Raw genomic sequence first — 17849 nt, 5'->3', positions numbered from 1 at the left:
TCAGGCCTTGCAATGAAGTGGATCGGTCAGGCTCTGCACGCGGCGCAGAATGTCGCTCACCACGGAGCGCGGACCGCGCCGGTCAGTGCGAACCACGATATCCGAGGTCGCCCGGTAGAGCGGGTCCCGCTCGCCGAACATCCGCTCGAGCACCTGGCGCCGATCATCGCGCTGCAGGAGCGGGCGATTGCGGTCCTTGGCGGTGCGTCGCAGCTGCTGGCTGACGGTGGTATACAGATAGATGACACTGCCGCTGTCACGCAGCACACGTCGATTGTCCTCGCGCAACACGGCACCGCCACCAGTGGCGATGACAACCTCCGAGCGGCCCGCCAGCTCGGCGATCATCTGCGACTCGCGAGCGCGAAAACCGGCCTCGCCTTCCACGTCGAATATCCACGGAATATCGGCTCCGCAGCGGGCCTGGATCTCGTGATCGCTGTCCAGGAATTCACGCGATATCTCGGCCGCCAGGAGACGACCGATGGTGCTTTTGCCGGCCCCCATGGGGCCGACGAGAATGATGTTGGGGAGTACTGACATTAAGGTGCCGCCAAATTTTCGATCAGTATTCGAGGCGTAATGAATACCAGCAACTCTACCTTATCGCTGCTGTTCTCGGTATAGCGAAATAGCTCCCCCACCCAGGGCAGGTCGCCGAGCAGGGGCGTCTTGAACAACTGACTGATCTGGCGGGTCGTTAGGATACCGCCCAGCACCACGGTCTGACCGTCGTTGACCAGCACCCGCGTGGCAATCTGATTGGTGTCGATGGCCGGCGCTCCGCCGAAGGTTTCCCGGGCGATGGTGTCATTATTGAGCACCAGCGACATTATGATGCGGTCATCCGGCGTGATCCGGGGCGTCACCTTCAGCGACAGTACCGCTTCCTTGAAAGCCACATTGGTGGCCCCGCTGGAGGTCGCTTCCTGATAGGGAATTTCCGTTCCCTGCTTGATCAAGGCCTCACGCCGATTGGCCGTGATCACGCTGGGCTGGGACACGATACGGCTCTTGCCCTCGCTTTCCAGCGCTCTCAGCTCGAGATCCAGCAGCACATCGCCGGAAAGATAGCCAAAGGCAAAGCGCGTACCGGGGGCCTCGGCATCGCCAAGGTCCACAGCCAGGCCGCCATTTTCGGCAACGCCGCTGGAGGCTCCTGCCACATTGACGCCGCCCGGTTCGCCGCGGTCGGCGGCGGAAAGCCCCCAGGCGACCCCCAGTTGACGCGCCACCGAGTCCCGGGCAATCACGATGCGCGCCTCGATGCGCACCTGGCGGACGGGCACATCGAGCCTGGCGACCATCTGCCTGACGGCAGCTACCCGCTCCGCGGTATCCTGTAACAGCAGGCTGTTGGTCCGAGCATCCACGGCCACGCGCCCGCGCTCGGTCAGCAATCCGACGCCACCCTCGCCGCGCAACATGGCGGCCAGCTCCTCGGCCCTGGCATACTTGATGCGCAGCCGCTCGGTGATCAACGAGGGCGTCGGCATGTCGTTCACCTCGACCGACGCCGATGCCGGCGCCACCATGATGACATTACCCCGGCGACGGCTGGTCAGGCCATGACTCTCGAGGATCAATGACAGCGCCCGCTGCCAGGGCACCTCATCGAGGTTCAGGGTCACCCGGCCGGACACCGCGTCGCTGGCCACCAGGTTGAGCCCGGTGACATCGGCGATGGTGGCCAGCGCCGTGCGAACCGACACATCACGCAGATTCAGCGAGATGGGCGGCACCTTCTCGCCCCCTGGCTCTACCTCCGGCCCTGGCGTATCGGCCGCCAACGACCCGGCCACCCAGAGCCCCAGCCAGCCCCACAACGCCAGCCGGCAGCATCCCCTGCATGTTCGAATCCTCATCGCCGCCTCCCTGCTGTCGATCGTGCCTCAGTTCTCAAGCGTCAGCTTCACTGTCCCCTGTACGCTGTCGTCGGGCGAAGTGCGCCGCGGCGCCAACTCCAGGTGCGCCGCCTCGATGGTCATGATTCTGGCGCCCGCAACCCGGTCACCGGCCGTCACCAGATGCTCCTTGCCAGCGGGGCCCTTCAGCAGGGCCCAGGCCTGTTCGCCCACCTGCAGCGTGCCGAGTAGCCGCCAGGCTTGTGGCAATACATGCCCCTCGGGGGCAGCGTCCTGCTCCGCTACACCGCTGGGTTCCGATGCCGGCACCGACCGGGCGGCAAAGGGGCTCGGAGCCGCGCCCTGTCGATACGCCGGTGGTGGGGGCCGGATCCCTGCCGGAACCCACTGGTGCGACGCGGCCGAGGCCTCGACACGCCAGTCCGCCAGGCGCTGATCCAGTTCCGTCAGGTGCGCGTCATCGCAGCCGGCAAGAAGCGCTGTCACGGCGACCGACAGACATCCCATGCACCAGATCTTCATGCGTCCTCCTCCTCTCGGGAGGTGCCCGCCGCCGGCGTGGTGACCCGCTGATAGGCGCGGACCTCCAGCCCGAGCCGCAGACCCTTGTCCCGACGACTGAGGCGAGCCTCATGCAGGGTCACCAGGCGCTCCCGGGTGGCCACATCGGCCAGAAAGCGCCCCAGAGCGTGATACTCCCCGTTCACACTCAGCGAGACAGGATGCACCCGCAGAGGAGGCTCCTCACGCACCGGCTGAAGCTCCATGGCGCTCAACTCGACGCCGTGGCGAGCCGCCGCGGCCCCCAGCGCATCGATCAGCGCCGCCATTCCAGGGGAGGCCGGAAAGGCCCCGTCCAGCAGGGCAAGGCGCGCCTGCAACCGCGCCACCCGAGCTTGCTGCAACGGCAGCTCAGCCAGCCGCGATACCTGGCGTCGATACGCCTCCAGCCGCACGCTTTCCTCCTGCCGAGCCACCTCGAGCACACGCATGTCGGGCCTCACCAGACCCCACCAGCAGAGGGCGATCACCACGCAAACCAGCGCCAGACAGCACAGCCACTGAGCGCCACGCGGCCAGTCAGCCGCCGCCTGGATACTCAGCTCATGTCCCGCCAGCTTTCGGATACCATGACGAATATCCTCCGCTTTCATGGCGACGACTCCTCCAGCAGGACCCTCAGGCGAAAATCCCACCCCGCCGCACCGGGCTCGACCATCGACAAGGATGGCGCCCGCCACACCGGCGAGGCCTCCAGGGCCTTGAGCTGCGCGGCAATCCGCTGATGGCTGAGGGCCTGCCCTTCCAGCGTCAGGCGTTGCTGCCGCTGGGTCAGGCTGATATAGCCCACCCCGGTCACCAGGGTCTCGGCCAGACCGTTGAACCACTCCAGCATGCGGCCCTGCTGCCCCAGGTGCCTGTGGAGGACCGCCAGGCGCGCCTCCAGCCGACCCGCCCGGGCCTGCACATCGGCAAGCTCCGCCAGAGCCGGCTGAAGCGCTTGCGTGTGCTGCTCGATCAGCGCCAGGCGGGCACGCTGCGACTCCAGGCGAGCCGCCTGGTGGCGGTCGGCGGCGACTCCCAGCAGCAACCCGCTCAAGAGTGCACCCAGCAGCATCCGCTGCCAGCGCCGACGACGGGCCTGGCGCCTGGCATCCCGCCAAGGCAGGAGATTGATCTCAATGGTCATGTGTCACCCCGCAGGGCAAGACCGCAGGCGACCAGCAGGCTCGGCGAAACTTGCCGCAGGGCCTCGTCGTCAACGCCGGCATGGCAGGCCAGTGGCCGCAACGGGTCGGCCATGACGACCCGCAAGGCCATTGCCTCGCTCAGGTCATCGGCCAGCTGTCGCAGGCCACTGATGCTTCCTGACAGCCACAGGAGGCCGACAGGCGGCGAAAGGCCGGCGGACGCATGGAGTTGCAGGGCGCGTGCCAGCTGTGATGCCAGCGCCTCGACATCCGCTGACTGCCAGGCCGACGCCCCGGTTTCGATAGGCTCGCCTTCCGGCCAAGGCAACGGGATGTCCTGCCGATAGACGGCGCGCCCGCGGTGCAGCACATGAAAGGTGCCGGCTTCCCGGCCGATATCCAGCAGCGCACAGGTGTCGTCGGTTGGCGGCCGGGCCGGCGCAAGGCGGGTCAGCGCCCGCTCCATGGCAAAGGTCTCGATATCCACCGCCACAGGCCTCAGACCCGCCCGGCGCAGCAGTTCGGCGCGCTGCTCAACCACCTGCCGATGACAGGCGACCAGCAGCACGGCCTGCTGATCGGCATCGTCGTCGAGCGGCCCCAGCGACTGAAAGTCAAAGGCAACCTGCGGGAACGGAAAGGGAATGTGCTGGTCGGAATCGAGTCGCAGACGCCACTCGAGTTCCTCCTCGTTCAGGGCAGCCGGTAACGGGAGGGTCTTGATGATGGAGGCTTCTGCCGGTACGGCAACACTGGCACACTGGACCCGCACACCAGCACGCGCCAGGGCCCCTGACAGGGTTTCGAGAACGGCCGTCTCGTCATGAATGCGCCCCTCGTGGACAGCGCCGCGAGGCAGCGGCGCCACGTCATGCCCTCGCACCTCCCGCCCTCGCCGGCTCGTCGACAATTCGACGAGTTTAACGGCGTCGGGGCCGATATCGATGCCGAGCCTGCCACAGGCAGCGGAATTGCGTTTCAACACGGCCAGGGCCTCCCGTGCCAACTTGGATATTCTGCGCTTCCTTGCGCCGCGACGAATGGCTTCGCCGTCGCCGTAATTCGAGAGTAGCCATAAATGACAAATTTGACACAAAACGGCTGTCGCCATGGATCCACTCTGGTGGTCGCCGGGGCGTCTTCCTATAATGGCCGTCGAACCGCTCGGCCCAGTACCGCACCTCGCTACGACGTTCTCGCTCTCAGCACGGATACCGCGTTTTCATGAAGTTCCTCAAAACCCTGACGTTTTCAGTACTCTGGCTGCTGGTTTCGCTTACCTCAGCCACGCTGCTGGCCGTGGCCGGCGCGGCGCTGTATTTTGCGCCCGGCCTGCCCGATGTTCGGCAGCTGGAGGATTTCGAACTGCAGACACCGCTGCGCATCTATACCCGCGACGGCAAGCTGATCGGCGAGTTCGGCGAAGAACGACGCATGCCAGTTGAATTTGACGAAATTCCCAGGGGGCTGGTGCAGGCCCTGCTGGCCGCCGAGGATGCCAGCTATTTCGACCACCACGGGGTCGCCCCCAAGGGCTTGGCACGTGCCGCTTTCGAGCTGCTCGAGAGTGGTGGCGACATCCAGTCCGGCGGCTCGACCATCACCATGCAGGTGGCGCGCAATTATCTGCTGACGCTCGATCGCACCTATATTCGCAAGGTCCGCGAGATACTGCTGTCACTGGAAATGGAACAGATCCTCGACAAGCAGGACATCTTCGAGCTCTACGTCAACAAGATCTTCCTGGGGCACCGAGCCTACGGCATCGCCGCGGCCGCCGAGGTCTACTACGACCGCCCGCTGGATGAGCTAACCCTGGCCCAGCAGGCCATGATCGCCGGCCTGCCCAAGGCGCCCTCGGCCTTCAACCCGCTGGCCAACGCCGAGCGCGCCTTGATACGCCGCAACTGGATCCTGATTCGCATGCGTGACCTGGGGTATATCGACCAGGCCACCTACCAGGAGGCCGTTCAGGAACCCGTCACCGCGCGGCGTCACATCACTCAGGCCGAGGTCAACGCGGATTACGTCGCCGAAATGGCGCGGCAGTTTGCTGTAGATCGCTTCAAGGACAAGGCCTATACCGGGGGGTATCGCATCACCACCACCCTCGACAGTGAGCTGCAGCCCATGGCACGTGAGGCCCTGGCCAACGGTCTGATTGCGTATGACACCCGCCATGGCTGGCGCGGTCCGGAGGAGACCGATATTCCACGCAGCCTGGCCGAAGCCCAGGAACGGACCGAGCGCCGAGGCCTCGAAGAAGAACTCTCGGAGTCCCCCGAGGTCATGGAAACCGCCCGCCAGGCCGCCGAACGCAGCCAGATCAGCGTTGAGGGCATCGACGGGGATGTCAGTAACTGGTTGCAGGTGCTCGAGCGCACTCCTCAGCTCGGCCCGCTGCAACCCGCCGTCGTGATCGAGAGCGAGGGGCGCGAGATGCGCGTGCTGACCACCGGCCAGCAGATCGTCACCCTCGACTGGGAGGGGCTCGACTGGGCCCGCCCCTACCGCAGCCCACGCAGCCGCGGCGCCTCTCCCGACAACGCCGCCCAGATCGCTGAAAGCGGGGCCCTGGTCCGCATCCTCCAGCAGGAGGATGGCAGTTGGCGCCTCTCCCAGCAGCCCGATGCCGAGGGCTCGCTGGTCGTCATGGAACCGCAGACCGGCGCGATTCTCGCCCTTCAGGCCGGCTTCGACTTCGATGCCAGCAAGTTCAACCGGGCGATCCAGGCACGCCGCCAGGCAGGCTCGATCTTCAAGCCGTTCGTCTACCTGGCGGGCCTCGACAGTGGCGAGGTCAACCCCGCCACGGTCATCAATGATGCGCCGGTGGTCATGCAGGATGGCAGTGGCGAGATGTGGCGCCCCAACAACTCCAGCGGCGATTTCCTCGGCCCGACGCGCCTGCGCGTCGGCCTGGCCCGCTCGCGCAATCTAGTCACGATTCGCCTGCTGCAGTCGCTGGGGCTTAGCAATACCCTGGAATTCCTGGAAACCTTCGGCTTCAACCCGGAGCGTCTGCCCAACGGCCTGTCGCTGGCTCTTGGCAGTGCCAGCCTGACGCCGCTGGAAATGACCCAGGCCTATGCCACCCTCGCCAACGGCGGTTTCCGCGTGCAGCCCTGGTTCATCCAGCGAGTCGCTCGCGGCGAACAGCCAACGATTCTGGAAGAAGCCGACCCCATGGTGGCCTGCCGAGACTGCGCTCCCGGCCAGGAGACCACCCGGATCGACGGCAAGACCTATCGGGTCGCGCCGCGTGTTGCCGACCCGGCTGCTGTTTACATCCTGCGCGACATGCTGCGCGAAGTCGTCGAGAACGGCACGGCACGCGGTGCCCTAGCGCTGGAACGCAGCGATATCGTCGGCAAGACCGGCACCACCAACGACCAGCGCGACGCCTGGTTCGCCGGCTTCAACATGGACCTCGCCACCACGGTCTGGGTGGGCAAGGACGACAACTCGCCCACCGCCGAGTATGGCTCCCAGGCCGCCCTGCCGATCTGGGTGGACTTCATGGGCCGGGCCCTCGAGGGGCGGCCGGAGCGCCTGCCGGAACGCCCGGATGCCGTGGTGGAACGCCGCGTCGACCCAGATTCCGGCCGCTTGTTGAGCGAAAGCCAGGGTGGCGGCATTTCGGAAATCTTCCGCGCCGACCACCTGCCCAGCCAGCAACCGCGACGTGTTGAAGAGGAAATCGAGCAGGAAAGCGGCTCGCAGGGCACCGGGAGTTACGAGGCCATCTTCTAGGAGCCTGTCGGATTTGACCGATCGTCGCGAGAATCACGGATTTCGAGACAAGTTTATCGATCTGATGAGGCTAATAGCCCGCTATTTAACGAATCAGATCGAATGAAATTGGCCGAAAGCCCGGGCCTCGTAGCAGATCAGCGTTAAGTCCGACAGGCTCCTAGGCGGGGCCGAAAGTCGCTGCCGCACTCGGCAAAATGCCGCCGCCGGATCGCCCGGCGGCGGCATTTTCCTGTGACCCTCAGTCAGAACGGCCCAACGCAAGCATTGCGCGAGCTGGCCGCCGGATCTGCATCAAGTGCCGTAGACGTCATCCACCGTTTTCAACGGATAATGCGATGGATACGGGCGTCGTGCCACGCCGGAGTCAACGGCGGCCTGGGCGACCGCTGACGACACGCGCTCCAGCAGACGCACATCCATCGGGGTGGGAATGATGTAATCCCGGCCGAAACTCATGGCGGTCATGTTGTAGGCATCCAGCACCGCCCGGGGCACCGGATCGCGCGCCAGATCCTTGAGCGCATGCACCGCGGCGACCTTCATGGCCTCGTTGATGCCGGTGGCGCGCACATCCAGGGCACCCCGAAAGATGAACGGAAAACCCAGCACATTGTTCACCTGATTGGGGTAGTCCGAACGGCCGGTGGCCATGATCACGTCGGGGCGAGTCGCATAGGCCAGGTCCGGCGAGATCTCCGGGTCCGGGTTGGTGCAGGCAAAGACCACCGGGTTGTCCGCCATGCGACGGATATGGTCTTCCGACATCAGGCCGGGGCCGGACAGCCCGACGAAGACATCCGCCCCCTCGATGGCATCCATCAGGGTGCGCTTGTCGGTATCGACGGCAAACATGGCCTTGTACTGATTGAGGTCTTCCCGCCCGGTGTGGATCACGCCCTTGCGATCCAGCATCACCAGATTCTCGGAGCGCGCACCGCATGATACCAGCAGCTTCATGCAGGCGATCGCCGCGGCCCCCGCGCCCAGACAGACGATACGCGCCTCGTCCAGCGACTTGCCGGCAATATCCAGCGCATTGAGCATACCAGCGGCAGTAACGATGGCGGTGCCGTGCTGATCATCGTGAAAGACCGGAATATGGCAGCGTTCGACCAGGGCTCGCTCGATCTCGAAACACTCCGGCGCCTTGATGTCCTCGAGATTGATGCCGCCCCAGGTATCGGCGATGCGGGCGACCGTATCGATGAAGGCCTGGGGGCTCTCGGCATTGACTTCGACATCCGTGGCATTGATGCCGGCGAAACGCTTGAAGAGCACGCCCTTGCCTTCCATGACCGGTTTGCTGGCCATGGGGCCGAGATTGCCGAGGCCGAGAATGGCACTGCCGTCGGAAATGACCGCGACAATGTTGCCCTTGCCGGTATACAGATAGGCATTTTCCGGGTCTCTGGCGATCTCCCGAACCGGTTCGGCAACACCGGGGCTGTACGCCAGCGCCAGATCGCGGGCCGTGGCAGTGGGCTTGGTGAGCTCCACCGACAGCTTCCCGGGAGTGGGATGAGCGTGATAATCCAGCGCTGCCTGTCTCTTCGCGTCTGTCATGCTAGGAATCCGGTTGCCTTGCGATAGGGCGGCAAAGAGTATAGAAAAAAGCGGCCGGGCTCAACGTGGCAACATTCGGCAATAATTCACGTCATTTAAGCGATATTCACACTTTTTAATGGGTTTTCTCGTAAAAAAACAAGCCCGCCAGTCCGTACCTCACCCGGCCGCCGGCCCGTAACGAAAGAACCCGCCACTTGGGCGGGTTCTTTGCGGCACGGCACACCGGATGCGCCGAAGCAATGGGCCTCAGCGCTTCATGGCAGCCCCGAAGCGCTTGTTGAAGCGCTCGACACGGCCACCCGTGGTCGCTTGCTTCTGCTTGCCAGTGTAGAAGGGGTGGCACTGAGAGCAGACGTCCAGATACATGTCCTGCCCGGAGGTGGTGCCGACGTCGAAGGTGGCGCCACAGGAACAGGTCGCACTGACCGTCTTGTAATTCGGATGGATACCTTGTTTCATCTTGAGCCTCACGAAGCTGTATGCCGCCACCTGATCGCTTGCCAGGCACCGCATACGGGGGTTTGAACTATCAACCGGCTAGTCGGGATTTGCCGACAGCCGGGTATTCTAGCAGAGCCGTCACCGGAGGCCAATTGCCCGCACCGTCCTGCCACACGCCACGCGTACTCGGCATCGCCACGCCCTCCCCCCTGCGGCGACTGTTCGACTACCTGCCGGCAGGCCCGGCGCCCGCCGAGGGCTGGCAGCCGGGGTTGCGGGTCCGTATTTCCTTCGGCCGCCGCCGGGTCGTCGGCGTGATCATCGAATGCCGGGACAGCAGTGAGCTCTCCCTGTCAAAGCTCAAGCCCATCGATGAACGCCTGGATGACACCCCGCTGCCTGCCGACTGGTTATGGTTGTGCCGCTTCACCGCCCGCTACTATCAGCACGCTATCGGCGACACCCTTCAGCATGCCATGCCGGCCCTGCTGCGCCAGGGTCGCGCCCTGACACCGCGCACCAGGGAGCGCTGGGTCGCCACCCCGGCAGAGCATGAGGCGGCCCGGCAGACACTGGCGAGGGCACCACGCCAGGTGGCCCTGCTGGAGATGCTGCGCCAGCATCCGCAGGGGCTGGTCACCCAGGCCGTGCTGGCCCAGTCCTTTACCCGTGAGCAACTCAAGGCACTGGTCAACAAGGGGCTGGTCGAGCGCCACGAGGAACCCATGACCGGCGGACAACAATCGCCAGGAGCCGTGCTGGCCGAACCCGCCCTGCCACTGAACGGCGAGCAGGCTGCCGCCATGGCCAGGCTCCATGACGGCCTCGATACCTTCCATCCCTGCCTGCTGCATGGTGTGACCGGCAGCGGCAAGACCGAGATCTATCTGCAACTGATCGAGGCGGTGATCACCCGGCAGCGCCAGGCCCTGGTGCTGGTGCCGGAGATCGGTCTGACGCCCCAGACCCTGGAGCGCTTTCGTAAACGCTTCCAGTGCGCCGTGGTCGCCCTGCATTCCGGCCTGACCGACAACGACCGCCTGGATGCCTGGGAAGCCGCCGCCAGCGGTCGTGCGCCCATCGTCATCGGCACGCGCTCGGCCATTTTCACGCCCCTGGCCGCCCCGGGCGTGATCATCGTCGACGAAGAGCATGACGGCTCCTTCAAGCAGCAGGAAGGCTTGCGCTACCATGCCCGCGACCTGGCCACCCTGCGCGCCCAGCGCCATGCCATCCCGGTGGTCCTGGGCAGTGCCACACCGGCGCTGGAAAGCCTTCAGCAGGCCGTCGCCGGTCAATACCAGCATCTGCGGCTCACACAACGCGCCAGCCGTCACGCCCCGGCGCGACTCGAGCTGGTTGACCTGCGCGGCCGTACCCGCCGGGGCGGGCTGGCCCCACCGGTAATCGATGCCATTGCGACGGCCCTGGAAGCCGGCCATCAGGTGCTGGTCTTCATCAACCGCCGCGGGTTTGCGCCCACTCTGGCCTGTCACGCCTGTGGCTGGCTGGCCGAGTGCGATCATTGCGATGCCCATATGACGCTGCATCGGCAGCCTCCCGTGCTGGCATGCCACCATTGCGACCATCGTCAACCGCTGCCCGATGCCTGCCCGAGCTGCGGAAGCGCCGACCTGCGCCCACTGGGCAGCGGCACGGAGCGCACCGAGGAAACCCTGGCCGAGCGCTTCCCCGACACGCCGGTGCATCGCATCGACCGGGACAGCACGCGGCGCCGCGACGCGCTGGAGAACACCCTGAGCGAGGTCAGACGCGGCGCCCCCTGCCTGCTGGTCGGCACCCAGATGCTGGCCAAGGGCCATCACCTGCCGCACGTCAATCTGGTGGTGGTGGTCAATGCCGATGCCGGCCTCTACGCCAGCGACTTCCGTGCTCTGGAACACAGTGCCCAGTTGCTGGAGCAGGTCGGCGGACGCGCCGGACGCTCGGCTCACCCGGGGCGCGTGCTGGTCCAGACCCTGCACCCGGATGACCCCAACCTGCGGCTGCTGGCCGCACACGGCTACGACGCTCTGGCCGAACAGCTGCTCAAGGAGCGCCACGCCGCCGGCCTGCCGCCCTTTCGCTATATGGCGCTGCTGCGGCTTGAAGGCCCCCGGGAAGCGGATGTCAACGCCCTGGCCGACAGCGCCGCCACCGCCACCCGCGCCTTCATCGAGCACAGCGGCCTCGACATCGACTGCCTGGGGCCAGTCCCGGCGCCCATGGAACGTCGTCAGAACCGCTACCACATGCAGATCATGCTAAGCGGCGACCAACGCAGCCGACTCCACGCCGCCTGCGCCCGCCTGATCGCCTGGATGGAAGCCGAGCCCTCTGCACGTCGCATCCGCTGGTCCATCGACATCGACCCGCAGACGCTGAGCTGAAGGCTGGAAGAGAAAAGAAGGAAGAAGGAAGAAGGAAGAAAGAGGTGGAGCGCAGGAAAGCATGTTGGGCCCAGACACAGAGTGCAGTTTCATGACTCAAGGCTCGGCGCGAGTTTCCATCCTTCCGACTTCCAGCCCGGCCGACAGGCCGGGCGCTCTTCCCTCTTCAAGCGGCGGAGCCGCGTCCTTGCCGACCGGGGTTTAAAGCCGCCCTACAATTGTCGATAATACGCCACCAACTGCCCATCGGCGGGTTGAGCGCCGGGGAAACCGCGTCATTTGCCGCGCCCCCACTGCCCGCGCCACAGGACATCGACGACGCCCCATGAAAGACACCATCATCGCTCTGCTGGAACGCGCTCTGGCCGATCTCCAGACCCAAGAGGTTCTGCCCGACGACCTCGCTCCAGCCATCAAGGTCGACCCCGCCAGGGACAAGGCCCATGGCGACTACGCCACCAACCTGGCCCTGATGCTGGCCAAGCCCGCCGGTCTCAAACCGCGCGACCTGGCCGACCGACTGGTCGCGGCACTGCCCGACAATGAGGCGATCCAGCGAGTGGAAATCGCCGGCCCCGGCTTCATCAACTTCTTTGCGGCGACCGACGCCGCCGCTCAGGTTGTGCGCCACATCCTCGACAGCGGTGATGCCTATGGTCGCAACATGGTCGGACAGGGCCAGAAGGTCCAGGTGGAATTCGTCTCCGCCAACCCGACAGGCCCGCTGCACGTGGGTCATGGCCGCGGCGCCGCCATCGGTGACTGCCTATGCCGGCTGCTGGAAGCATCGGGCCATGACGTCACCCGCGAGTTCTACTATAACGACGCCGGTGCGCAGATACGTAATCTGGCACTCTCCGCTCAGGCACGCGCCACCGGCCTCACCCCGGAGGACGCCGACTGGCCCGAGGATGGCTACCGGGGCCACTACATCACCGAGGTCGCCAACAGCTACATGGCCGGCGACACCGTGCATGCCGACGACCGCCACGTCACCGGCCGGGCCGACCCCCAGGACCTGGACGCCATTCGCGACTTTGCAGTGGCCTACCTGCGCCGCGAGCAGGACCTGGACCTGCACGCCTTCGGCGTGAACTTCGATGTCTACTTCCTCGAGTCCTCGTTGTATGACCAGGGCAAGGTGGCCAGTACGGCCGAGCGCCTGGCGGCAAAAGGCCATACCTACGAGCAGGATGGCGCCACCTGGCTGCGCACCACCGACTTCGGCGACGACAAGGACCGGGTGATGCGCAAGCAGGATGGTCACTACACCTACTTTCTGCCGGATGTCGCCTACCATCTGGACAAGTGGCAGCGCGGTTTTACCACCGTGATCAACGAACAGGGCGCCGACCACCACTCCACCGTGACCCGCGTGCGCGCCGGCCTGCAGGCTCTCGAGGCCGGCATCCCCGCGGGCTGGCCGGACTATGTGCTGCACCAGATGGTGCTGGTCACCCGCTCCGGCGTCGAGGTCAAGCTCTCCAAGCGGGCCGGCAGCTATGTCACTCTGCGCGACCTGATCGACGAGGTGGGGCGCGATGCCACCCGCTTCTTCCTGGCCGCCCGGCGTGCCGATTCGCAGTTGACCTTCGATATCGATCTGGCGCGCTCCCGCTCCAATGACAACCCGGTCTACTATGTGCAGTACGCCCATGCACGCGTCTGCAGCATGCTGCGCAAGGCCGAGGCCGAAGCACGCCACTTCGACCACGATCTGGCCCTGGCCAACCTGGGCCGCCTCGACACCGAACAGGAAAAGACCCTGCTCAACCGCCTGTCGCGTTACCCGGAGGTGGTCGAGCGGGCCGCGCAGGCCCGCGAGCCCCAGCAGGTCGCTCAATACCTTCAGGACCTGGCCGCGGAGTTCCACACCTGCTACAACGCCGTCAAGGTCATGGTCGACGACGCGGCGGCACGCAACGCACGCCTGGCCCTGGGTCTGGCCACTCGCCAGGTCGTGCGCAATGGACTGGATTTGCTGGGTGTCAGTGCCCCCGAGGAGATGTAAACCATGGCCACCCGCAAGAAGGCGGCACCCCGCAAGCGCGGTGCCACCAATCAGCGCTCGAAGGCCAGGCAAGCCCCAGCTCGGCGTGGCGTGCCCGGCTGGCTCTGGGCGCTCTGCGGACTGGTCGCCGGCTTCCTGATTTCCCAGCATCAGCACGGCACGGCCCCCTGGCAGGATGCCGACAATTCACCAGTCGCCCGTGTGGAACCCCAGCCCGCCGATGAGCAGGCCGCAGCCGAAGACGACGAGCCGAGCGCGTCGCAGGACGAGCCGGAACGCACGGAACCGGCCATGCCGACCTTCGAGTTCTACACCCTGCTGCCCGAGTCCGAGGTAGTCGCCCCGGGCGGCAACATGCCGGAATCCACGGCCACGCCCCCATCACGGGACCAGGCCGAACAGAACGACAGCGGTGACGACAGCACTGCCGATTCCGACAGCCAAGCGCCGGCCGATGACCCCATCGCCCAGGTCATTGCTGCCAACACGACGCAGCCGTCCGAGCCCGACGACGAGCAGCGCGAGGTCGACGAGGACGGCCGCTACATGCTGCAGGCGGCCTCCTTCCGCACGACCGCCGATGCCCGCAAGCTCGCCAATCGCCTCAAGGATTTCGGCCTGCTGGCCAACATTACCGAGGTCAAGACCGGTGATGGCGCTACCTGGCACCGTGTTCAGGCCGGGCCCTACACCGACCGCAATGAACTCTCCCGCGCTCAGGACCTGATGGTCACCCAGGGCATCGAGCCGCTGCTCATTCAACTCCAGAATTGACCATGGGCGGCCCTGCCGCCCTGTCTCGTGAGGTTGAATTTTGCCGAGCCTGCCCAAACTAACCCGATAAGCGCTATTTCGGCGTCAGGCCGCTGACGTCGCCAGTCATCGGAAGCCAGCCGCTTCCACAAGGAGTTCCCCTATGACCACGATCGTTTCCGTGCGCCGCGGCGAGCAGGTCGCTCTGGCCGGCGATGGCCAGGTATCGCTTGGTGATACCGTGATGAAAGGTAACGCCAGCAAGGTACGCCGCCTCTACCGTGGCCAGGTGCTGGCCGGTTTTGCCGGCGGTACGGCCGATGCCTTCACCCTGTTCGAGCGTTTCGAGGCCCAACTGGAGAAATACCAGGGCAATCTGGTCAAGGCGGCCGTCGAGCTGGCCAAGGACTGGCGTACCGACCGCGCCCTGCGCCGCCTGGAGGCCTTGCTGGCCGTGGCCGACAAGCATGCCTCGCTGATCATCACCGGCAACGGTGATGTGCTCGAGCCCGAACGCGGCATCATCGCCATCGGCTCCGGCGGCAACTATGCGCTGGCTTCGGCGCGCGCGCTGCTTGAGAATACCGACCTGTCAGCCCGCGACATCACCGAGAAGTCACTGGAAATCGCCGGCGATATCTGTGTCTACACCAATCACCACGTCACGCTGGAAGAGCTCTGATCATGACTCGGATGACCCCCCGCGAAATCGTCCACGCCCTGGACCAGTACATCATCGGCCAGCAGGACGCCAAGCGTGCCGTGGCCAGCGCCCTGCGCAATCGCTGGCGGCGCATGCAGCTCGACGAGGAGCTGCGCCAGGAAGTCACGCCCAAGAACATCTTGATGATCGGCCCGACCGGTGTCGGCAAGACCGAGATCGCCCGCCGCCTGGCCAAGCTGTCCGGCGCACCCTTCATCAAGATCGAGGCCACCAAGTTCACCGAGGTCGGCTATGTCGGCCGGGATGTCGAGTCGATCATCCGCGACCTCACCGAAGCCGCCATCAAGCTGGTGCGCGAGCAGGCCAAGGACGAGGTGCGCCATCGTGCCGAGGATGCCGCCGAGGATCGCATCCTTGATGTGCTGCTGCCGCCGCCGCGTGGTCAGGAAGATCAGCCGCGCACCGATAACGCCACCCGCCAGAGCTTCCGCAAGAAGCTTCGCGAAGGCGAGCTCGACGACAAGGAAATCGATATCGAGGTCACGCCCCAGGGGCAGGGCATGGATATCCAGACCCCGCCGGGCATGGAGGAAATGACCAGCCAGCTGCAGAGCATGTTCTCCAGCATGGGCAAGCAAAAGACCGAGACACGCCGCGTCGCGGTGAAGGATGCCTTCGCCCTGTTGCGTGACGAGGAAGCCGCCAAGCTGGTCAACGAGGACGACATCAAGCAGCGCGCCGTCGAGTCCGTCGAGCAGCATGGCATTGTCTTCCTCGACGAGCTCGACAAGGTCGCCAAGGGCAGCGGTCAATCCAGCGGCGGCGAAGTCTCCCGGGAAGGCGTGCAGCGCGACCTGCTGCCGCTGATCGAGGGCTCCACGGTGTCGACCAAGTACGGCATGGTGAAGACCGACCACATCCTCTTCATCGCCTCGGGAGCCTTCCACCTGTCGCGCCCGTCGGACCTGATCCCGGAACTGCAGGGCCGCCTGCCGATCCGTGTCGAGCTCAACGCCCTGACACCGGAGGACTTCAAGCGCATCCTCACCGAGCCCTCCGCCGCCCTGACCCGTCAGTACGCCGCCCTGCTTGAGACCGAAGGGCTGGACGTGACCTTCACTGAAGACGGCATCGAACGCATCGCCGAGATCGCCTTCAAGGTCAACGAAGGCACCGAGAACATCGGCGCCCGTCGGCTTCACACGGTCATGGAACGCCTGCTCGAGGAAGCCTCGTTCAAGGGCTCCGACATGGGCGAGAGCCTGACCATCGACGCCGCCTATGTCGACTCCCAGCTCGGCGAACTGGCGATGGACGAAGACCTGTCGCGGTATATTCTCTAAGACGCGAGCCGCGAGCTACGAGCCGCGAGTAGCTCGTAGCTCGTAGCTCGTAGCTCGTAGCTCGTAGCTCGTAGCTCGTAGCTCGTCAGGAGGTTAAGATGAAGGCTCCTATCCCGATCCAGGTGCATTACCACAAGCAGGCGCGCGAGCTGGAGTTGGTCTACGAGGACGAGGTCAGCTTCCGCTTGTCGGTGGAGTATCTGCGCGTCTTCTCGCCCTCCGCCGAGGTGCGTGGGCACGGCGGCCCCGAGTCGGCGACGCTGCAAGTCGGCAAGAAGGATGTCGGCCTGACCAACATCTCCCAGGTCGGACGTTATGCCATCAAGCTGCATTTCGATGATGGCCATGACAGCGGCATCTACAGCTGGGAGTATCTGTATGACCTGATACAGCGCCGCGAGCGTTACTGGGCCGACTACCTGAAACAGCTGGAACAGGCGGGCGCGTCCCGAGAGCCGATGGGTATCGAGATCCGTCAGTTATAGCTCCCTTTCGCATGCCTGATGCGACCGCATCGAGACAACAGCGGCCATGGGGCGCTACAATGAGGTCCCATTGCGCGATGCCAGGCGCCATCGCGACTCATTAGTGCAGCGGACTCGGGAGCCCCTCGCATGACCAGCGACAAGCACACCACGCATTTCGGCTACCAGGAAGTCCCGGTGACCGAGAAGGCCTCTCGCGTGGCGGACGTCTTCCATTCGGTTGCCTCGCGCTACGACGTGATGAACGATCTGATGTCGTTCGGCATTCATCGGGTATGGAAGCGGCTGACCATTGAGCGCGCCGCGGTGCGCCCGGGGCAGAGCGTGCTAGACATCGCCGGCGGCACCGGCGACCTGACCTACAAGTTCTCGCGCCTGGTGGGGCCACGAGGCCGGGTGGTTCTGGCCGACATCAACGAGTCGATGCTGCGGGTCGGCCGCGACAAGCTGCTGAATCGCGGCGTGGGCGGCAATGTCGAATATGTCCAGGCCAATGCCGAAACCTTGCCCTTTCCCGACAACAGCTTCGACTGCATCACCATCGCCTTCGGTCTGCGCAATGTCACCGACCAGAATGCCGCCCTGCGCTCCATGACCCGCGTGCTCAAGCCCGGAGGTCGCCTGCTGGTGCTGGAGTTCTCCAGGCCGCAGAGCGCCGTGCTCAATCGCGCCTATGACGAGTATTCCTTCCGCCTGCTGCCGCGCATGGGCGAGTTCGTCGCCGGTGACGCCGAGAGTTATCGCTACCTGGCCGAGTCGATCCGTATGCACCCCGACCAGCAGACCCTCAAGGGTATGATGGAAAGCGCCGGCCTGGAACGCGTCGACTATACCAATCTGACCGGGGGCATTGTAGCCCTGCACCGCGGTATCAAGCTGTGAGG

The 17849-nt window shown here is 65.2% G+C and carries 16 protein-coding genes; 8 read left to right on the top strand and 8 right to left on the bottom strand.

What is annotated here, in order from left to right:
• From aroK to pilM, 6 genes are read right to left on the bottom strand one after another with little or no spacing between them, the layout of a single operon-like run.
• A complete protein-coding gene (gene aroK / locus QWY74_RS07780; RefSeq protein ID WP_264824230.1) occupies positions 1 to 543 on the bottom strand; it encodes a shikimate kinase AroK in 543 nt (180 codons plus the stop codon).
• On the bottom strand, positions 543 to 1865 hold the full coding sequence (locus tag QWY74_RS07775) for a type IV pilus secretin PilQ (protein WP_353960321.1): 1323 nt from the start codon (positions 1863 to 1865) through the stop codon (positions 543 to 545). Before QWY74_RS07775 ends, aroK begins: the two co-directional genes overlap by 1 nt.
• 27 nt (positions 1866 to 1892) lie before the next feature.
• Positions 1893 to 2387 (bottom strand): pilus assembly protein PilP, encoded by a 495-nt coding sequence (locus tag QWY74_RS07770; RefSeq protein ID WP_264824231.1) that lies wholly within the window; start codon positions 2385 to 2387, stop codon positions 1893 to 1895.
• Positions 2384 to 3019, bottom strand: coding sequence for a type IV pilus inner membrane component PilO (locus tag QWY74_RS07765; protein WP_264824232.1), 636 nt, complete (start codon positions 3017 to 3019; stop codon positions 2384 to 2386). The genes QWY74_RS07770 and QWY74_RS07765 overlap by 4 nt, the downstream gene beginning before the upstream one ends.
• The gene (locus QWY74_RS07760; protein ID WP_264824233.1) at positions 3016 to 3555 is read right to left on the bottom strand and encodes a PilN domain-containing protein; all 540 of its coding nucleotides are present in this window, start codon (positions 3553 to 3555) and stop codon (positions 3016 to 3018) included. Before QWY74_RS07760 ends, QWY74_RS07765 begins: the two co-directional genes overlap by 4 nt.
• Complete coding sequence (gene pilM, locus QWY74_RS07755) at positions 3552 to 4541, bottom strand: type IV pilus biogenesis protein PilM (protein WP_290314088.1); 990 nt, start codon at positions 4539 to 4541, stop codon at positions 3552 to 3554. The genes QWY74_RS07760 and pilM overlap by 4 nt, the downstream gene beginning before the upstream one ends.
• Positions 4542 to 4780: 239 nt before the next feature.
• Here pilM and QWY74_RS07750 point away from each other — a divergent pair, with 239 nt between their 5' ends.
• Entirely contained in the window at positions 4781 to 7309 is a 2529-nt protein-coding gene (locus tag QWY74_RS07750) for a penicillin-binding protein 1A (protein WP_290314087.1), read from the top strand.
• Between the two features lie 294 nt (positions 7310 to 7603).
• Here the strand turns inward: QWY74_RS07750 and QWY74_RS07745 are convergent, their stop codons facing one another.
• A complete protein-coding gene (locus tag QWY74_RS07745) occupies positions 7604 to 8875 on the bottom strand; it encodes a malic enzyme-like NAD(P)-binding protein (protein WP_264824236.1) in 1272 nt (423 codons plus the stop codon).
• A gap of 249 nt (positions 8876 to 9124) precedes the next feature.
• Positions 9125 to 9337: a 50S ribosomal protein L31 gene (gene rpmE, locus QWY74_RS07740; RefSeq protein ID WP_264824237.1), complete on the bottom strand. Its 213-nt coding sequence runs from the start codon at positions 9335 to 9337 to the stop codon at positions 9125 to 9127.
• A 20-nt stretch (positions 9338 to 9357) separates the two neighbouring features.
• Here rpmE and QWY74_RS07735 point away from each other — a divergent pair, with 20 nt between their 5' ends.
• The 7 genes from QWY74_RS07735 to ubiE all read left to right on the top strand — a co-directional run bounded on the left by QWY74_RS07735 (position 9358) and on the right by ubiE (position 17847).
• Positions 9358 to 11709, top strand: coding sequence for a primosomal protein N' (locus tag QWY74_RS07735; protein ID WP_290314085.1), 2352 nt, complete (start codon positions 9358 to 9360; stop codon positions 11707 to 11709).
• A gap of 325 nt (positions 11710 to 12034) precedes the next feature.
• Entirely contained in the window at positions 12035 to 13720 is a 1686-nt protein-coding gene (gene argS, locus QWY74_RS07730; protein WP_264824239.1) for an arginine--tRNA ligase, read from the top strand.
• Positions 13721 to 13723: 3 nt separating this feature from the next.
• Complete coding sequence (locus QWY74_RS07725; RefSeq protein WP_264824240.1) at positions 13724 to 14494, top strand: SPOR domain-containing protein; 771 nt, start codon at positions 13724 to 13726, stop codon at positions 14492 to 14494.
• 142 nt (positions 14495 to 14636) lie between these two features.
• Positions 14637 to 15155, top strand: coding sequence for an ATP-dependent protease subunit HslV (gene hslV, locus QWY74_RS07720; protein WP_264824241.1), 519 nt, complete (start codon positions 14637 to 14639; stop codon positions 15153 to 15155).
• A 2-nt stretch (positions 15156 to 15157) separates the two neighbouring features.
• On the top strand, positions 15158 to 16480 hold the full coding sequence (hslU, locus tag QWY74_RS07715) for an ATP-dependent protease ATPase subunit HslU (protein WP_264824242.1): 1323 nt from the start codon (positions 15158 to 15160) through the stop codon (positions 16478 to 16480).
• 98 nt (positions 16481 to 16578) lie between these two features.
• Positions 16579 to 16965, top strand: coding sequence for a gamma-butyrobetaine hydroxylase family protein (locus tag QWY74_RS07710; RefSeq protein WP_264824243.1), 387 nt, complete (start codon positions 16579 to 16581; stop codon positions 16963 to 16965).
• Between the two features lie 129 nt (positions 16966 to 17094).
• Positions 17095 to 17847: a bifunctional demethylmenaquinone methyltransferase/2-methoxy-6-polyprenyl-1,4-benzoquinol methylase UbiE gene (gene ubiE, locus QWY74_RS07705; protein WP_290314083.1), complete on the top strand. Its 753-nt coding sequence runs from the start codon at positions 17095 to 17097 to the stop codon at positions 17845 to 17847.
• The last annotated feature ends 2 nt before the right edge of the window (positions 17848 to 17849 follow it).

It is taken from the genome of Halomonas almeriensis, assembly GCF_030409235.1.
GTDB lineage: Bacteria > Pseudomonadota > Gammaproteobacteria > Pseudomonadales > Halomonadaceae > Halomonas > Halomonas almeriensis.
This window is presented reverse-complemented; position numbering and strand designations above follow the sequence as displayed.

Excerpts from the sequence above, each read along its gene's own strand:
- QWY74_RS07745 (WP_264824236.1), bottom strand. The coding sequence starts at position 8,875 with ATGACAGACGCGAAGAGACAGGCAGCGCTGGATTATCACGCTCATCCC.
- QWY74_RS07710 (WP_264824243.1), top strand. The coding sequence starts at position 16,579 with ATGAAGGCTCCTATCCCGATCCAGGTGCATTACCACAAGCAGGCGCGC.
- QWY74_RS07725 (WP_264824240.1), top strand. The coding sequence starts at position 13,724 with ATGGCCACCCGCAAGAAGGCGGCACCCCGCAAGCGCGGTGCCACCAAT.
- ubiE (WP_290314083.1), top strand. The coding sequence starts at position 17,095 with ATGACCAGCGACAAGCACACCACGCATTTCGGCTACCAGGAAGTCCCG.
- argS (WP_264824239.1), top strand. The coding sequence starts at position 12,035 with ATGAAAGACACCATCATCGCTCTGCTGGAACGCGCTCTGGCCGATCTC.
- hslV (WP_264824241.1), top strand. The coding sequence starts at position 14,637 with ATGACCACGATCGTTTCCGTGCGCCGCGGCGAGCAGGTCGCTCTGGCC.
- QWY74_RS07765 (WP_264824232.1), bottom strand. The coding sequence starts at position 3,019 with ATGAAAGCGGAGGATATTCGTCATGGTATCCGAAAGCTGGCGGGACAT.
- aroK (WP_264824230.1), bottom strand. The coding sequence starts at position 543 with ATGTCAGTACTCCCCAACATCATTCTCGTCGGCCCCATGGGGGCCGGC.
- QWY74_RS07735 (WP_290314085.1), top strand. The coding sequence starts at position 9,358 with ATGCCGCCACCTGATCGCTTGCCAGGCACCGCATACGGGGGTTTGAAC.
- QWY74_RS07760 (WP_264824233.1), bottom strand. The coding sequence starts at position 3,555 with ATGACCATTGAGATCAATCTCCTGCCTTGGCGGGATGCCAGGCGCCAG.
- QWY74_RS07775 (WP_353960321.1), bottom strand. The coding sequence starts at position 1,865 with ATGAGGATTCGAACATGCAGGGGATGCTGCCGGCTGGCGTTGTGGGGC.
- QWY74_RS07750 (WP_290314087.1), top strand. The coding sequence starts at position 4,781 with ATGAAGTTCCTCAAAACCCTGACGTTTTCAGTACTCTGGCTGCTGGTT.
- QWY74_RS07770 (WP_264824231.1), bottom strand. The coding sequence starts at position 2,387 with ATGAAGATCTGGTGCATGGGATGTCTGTCGGTCGCCGTGACAGCGCTT.
- hslU (WP_264824242.1), top strand. The coding sequence starts at position 15,158 with ATGACTCGGATGACCCCCCGCGAAATCGTCCACGCCCTGGACCAGTAC.
- rpmE (WP_264824237.1), bottom strand. The coding sequence starts at position 9,337 with ATGAAACAAGGTATCCATCCGAATTACAAGACGGTCAGTGCGACCTGT.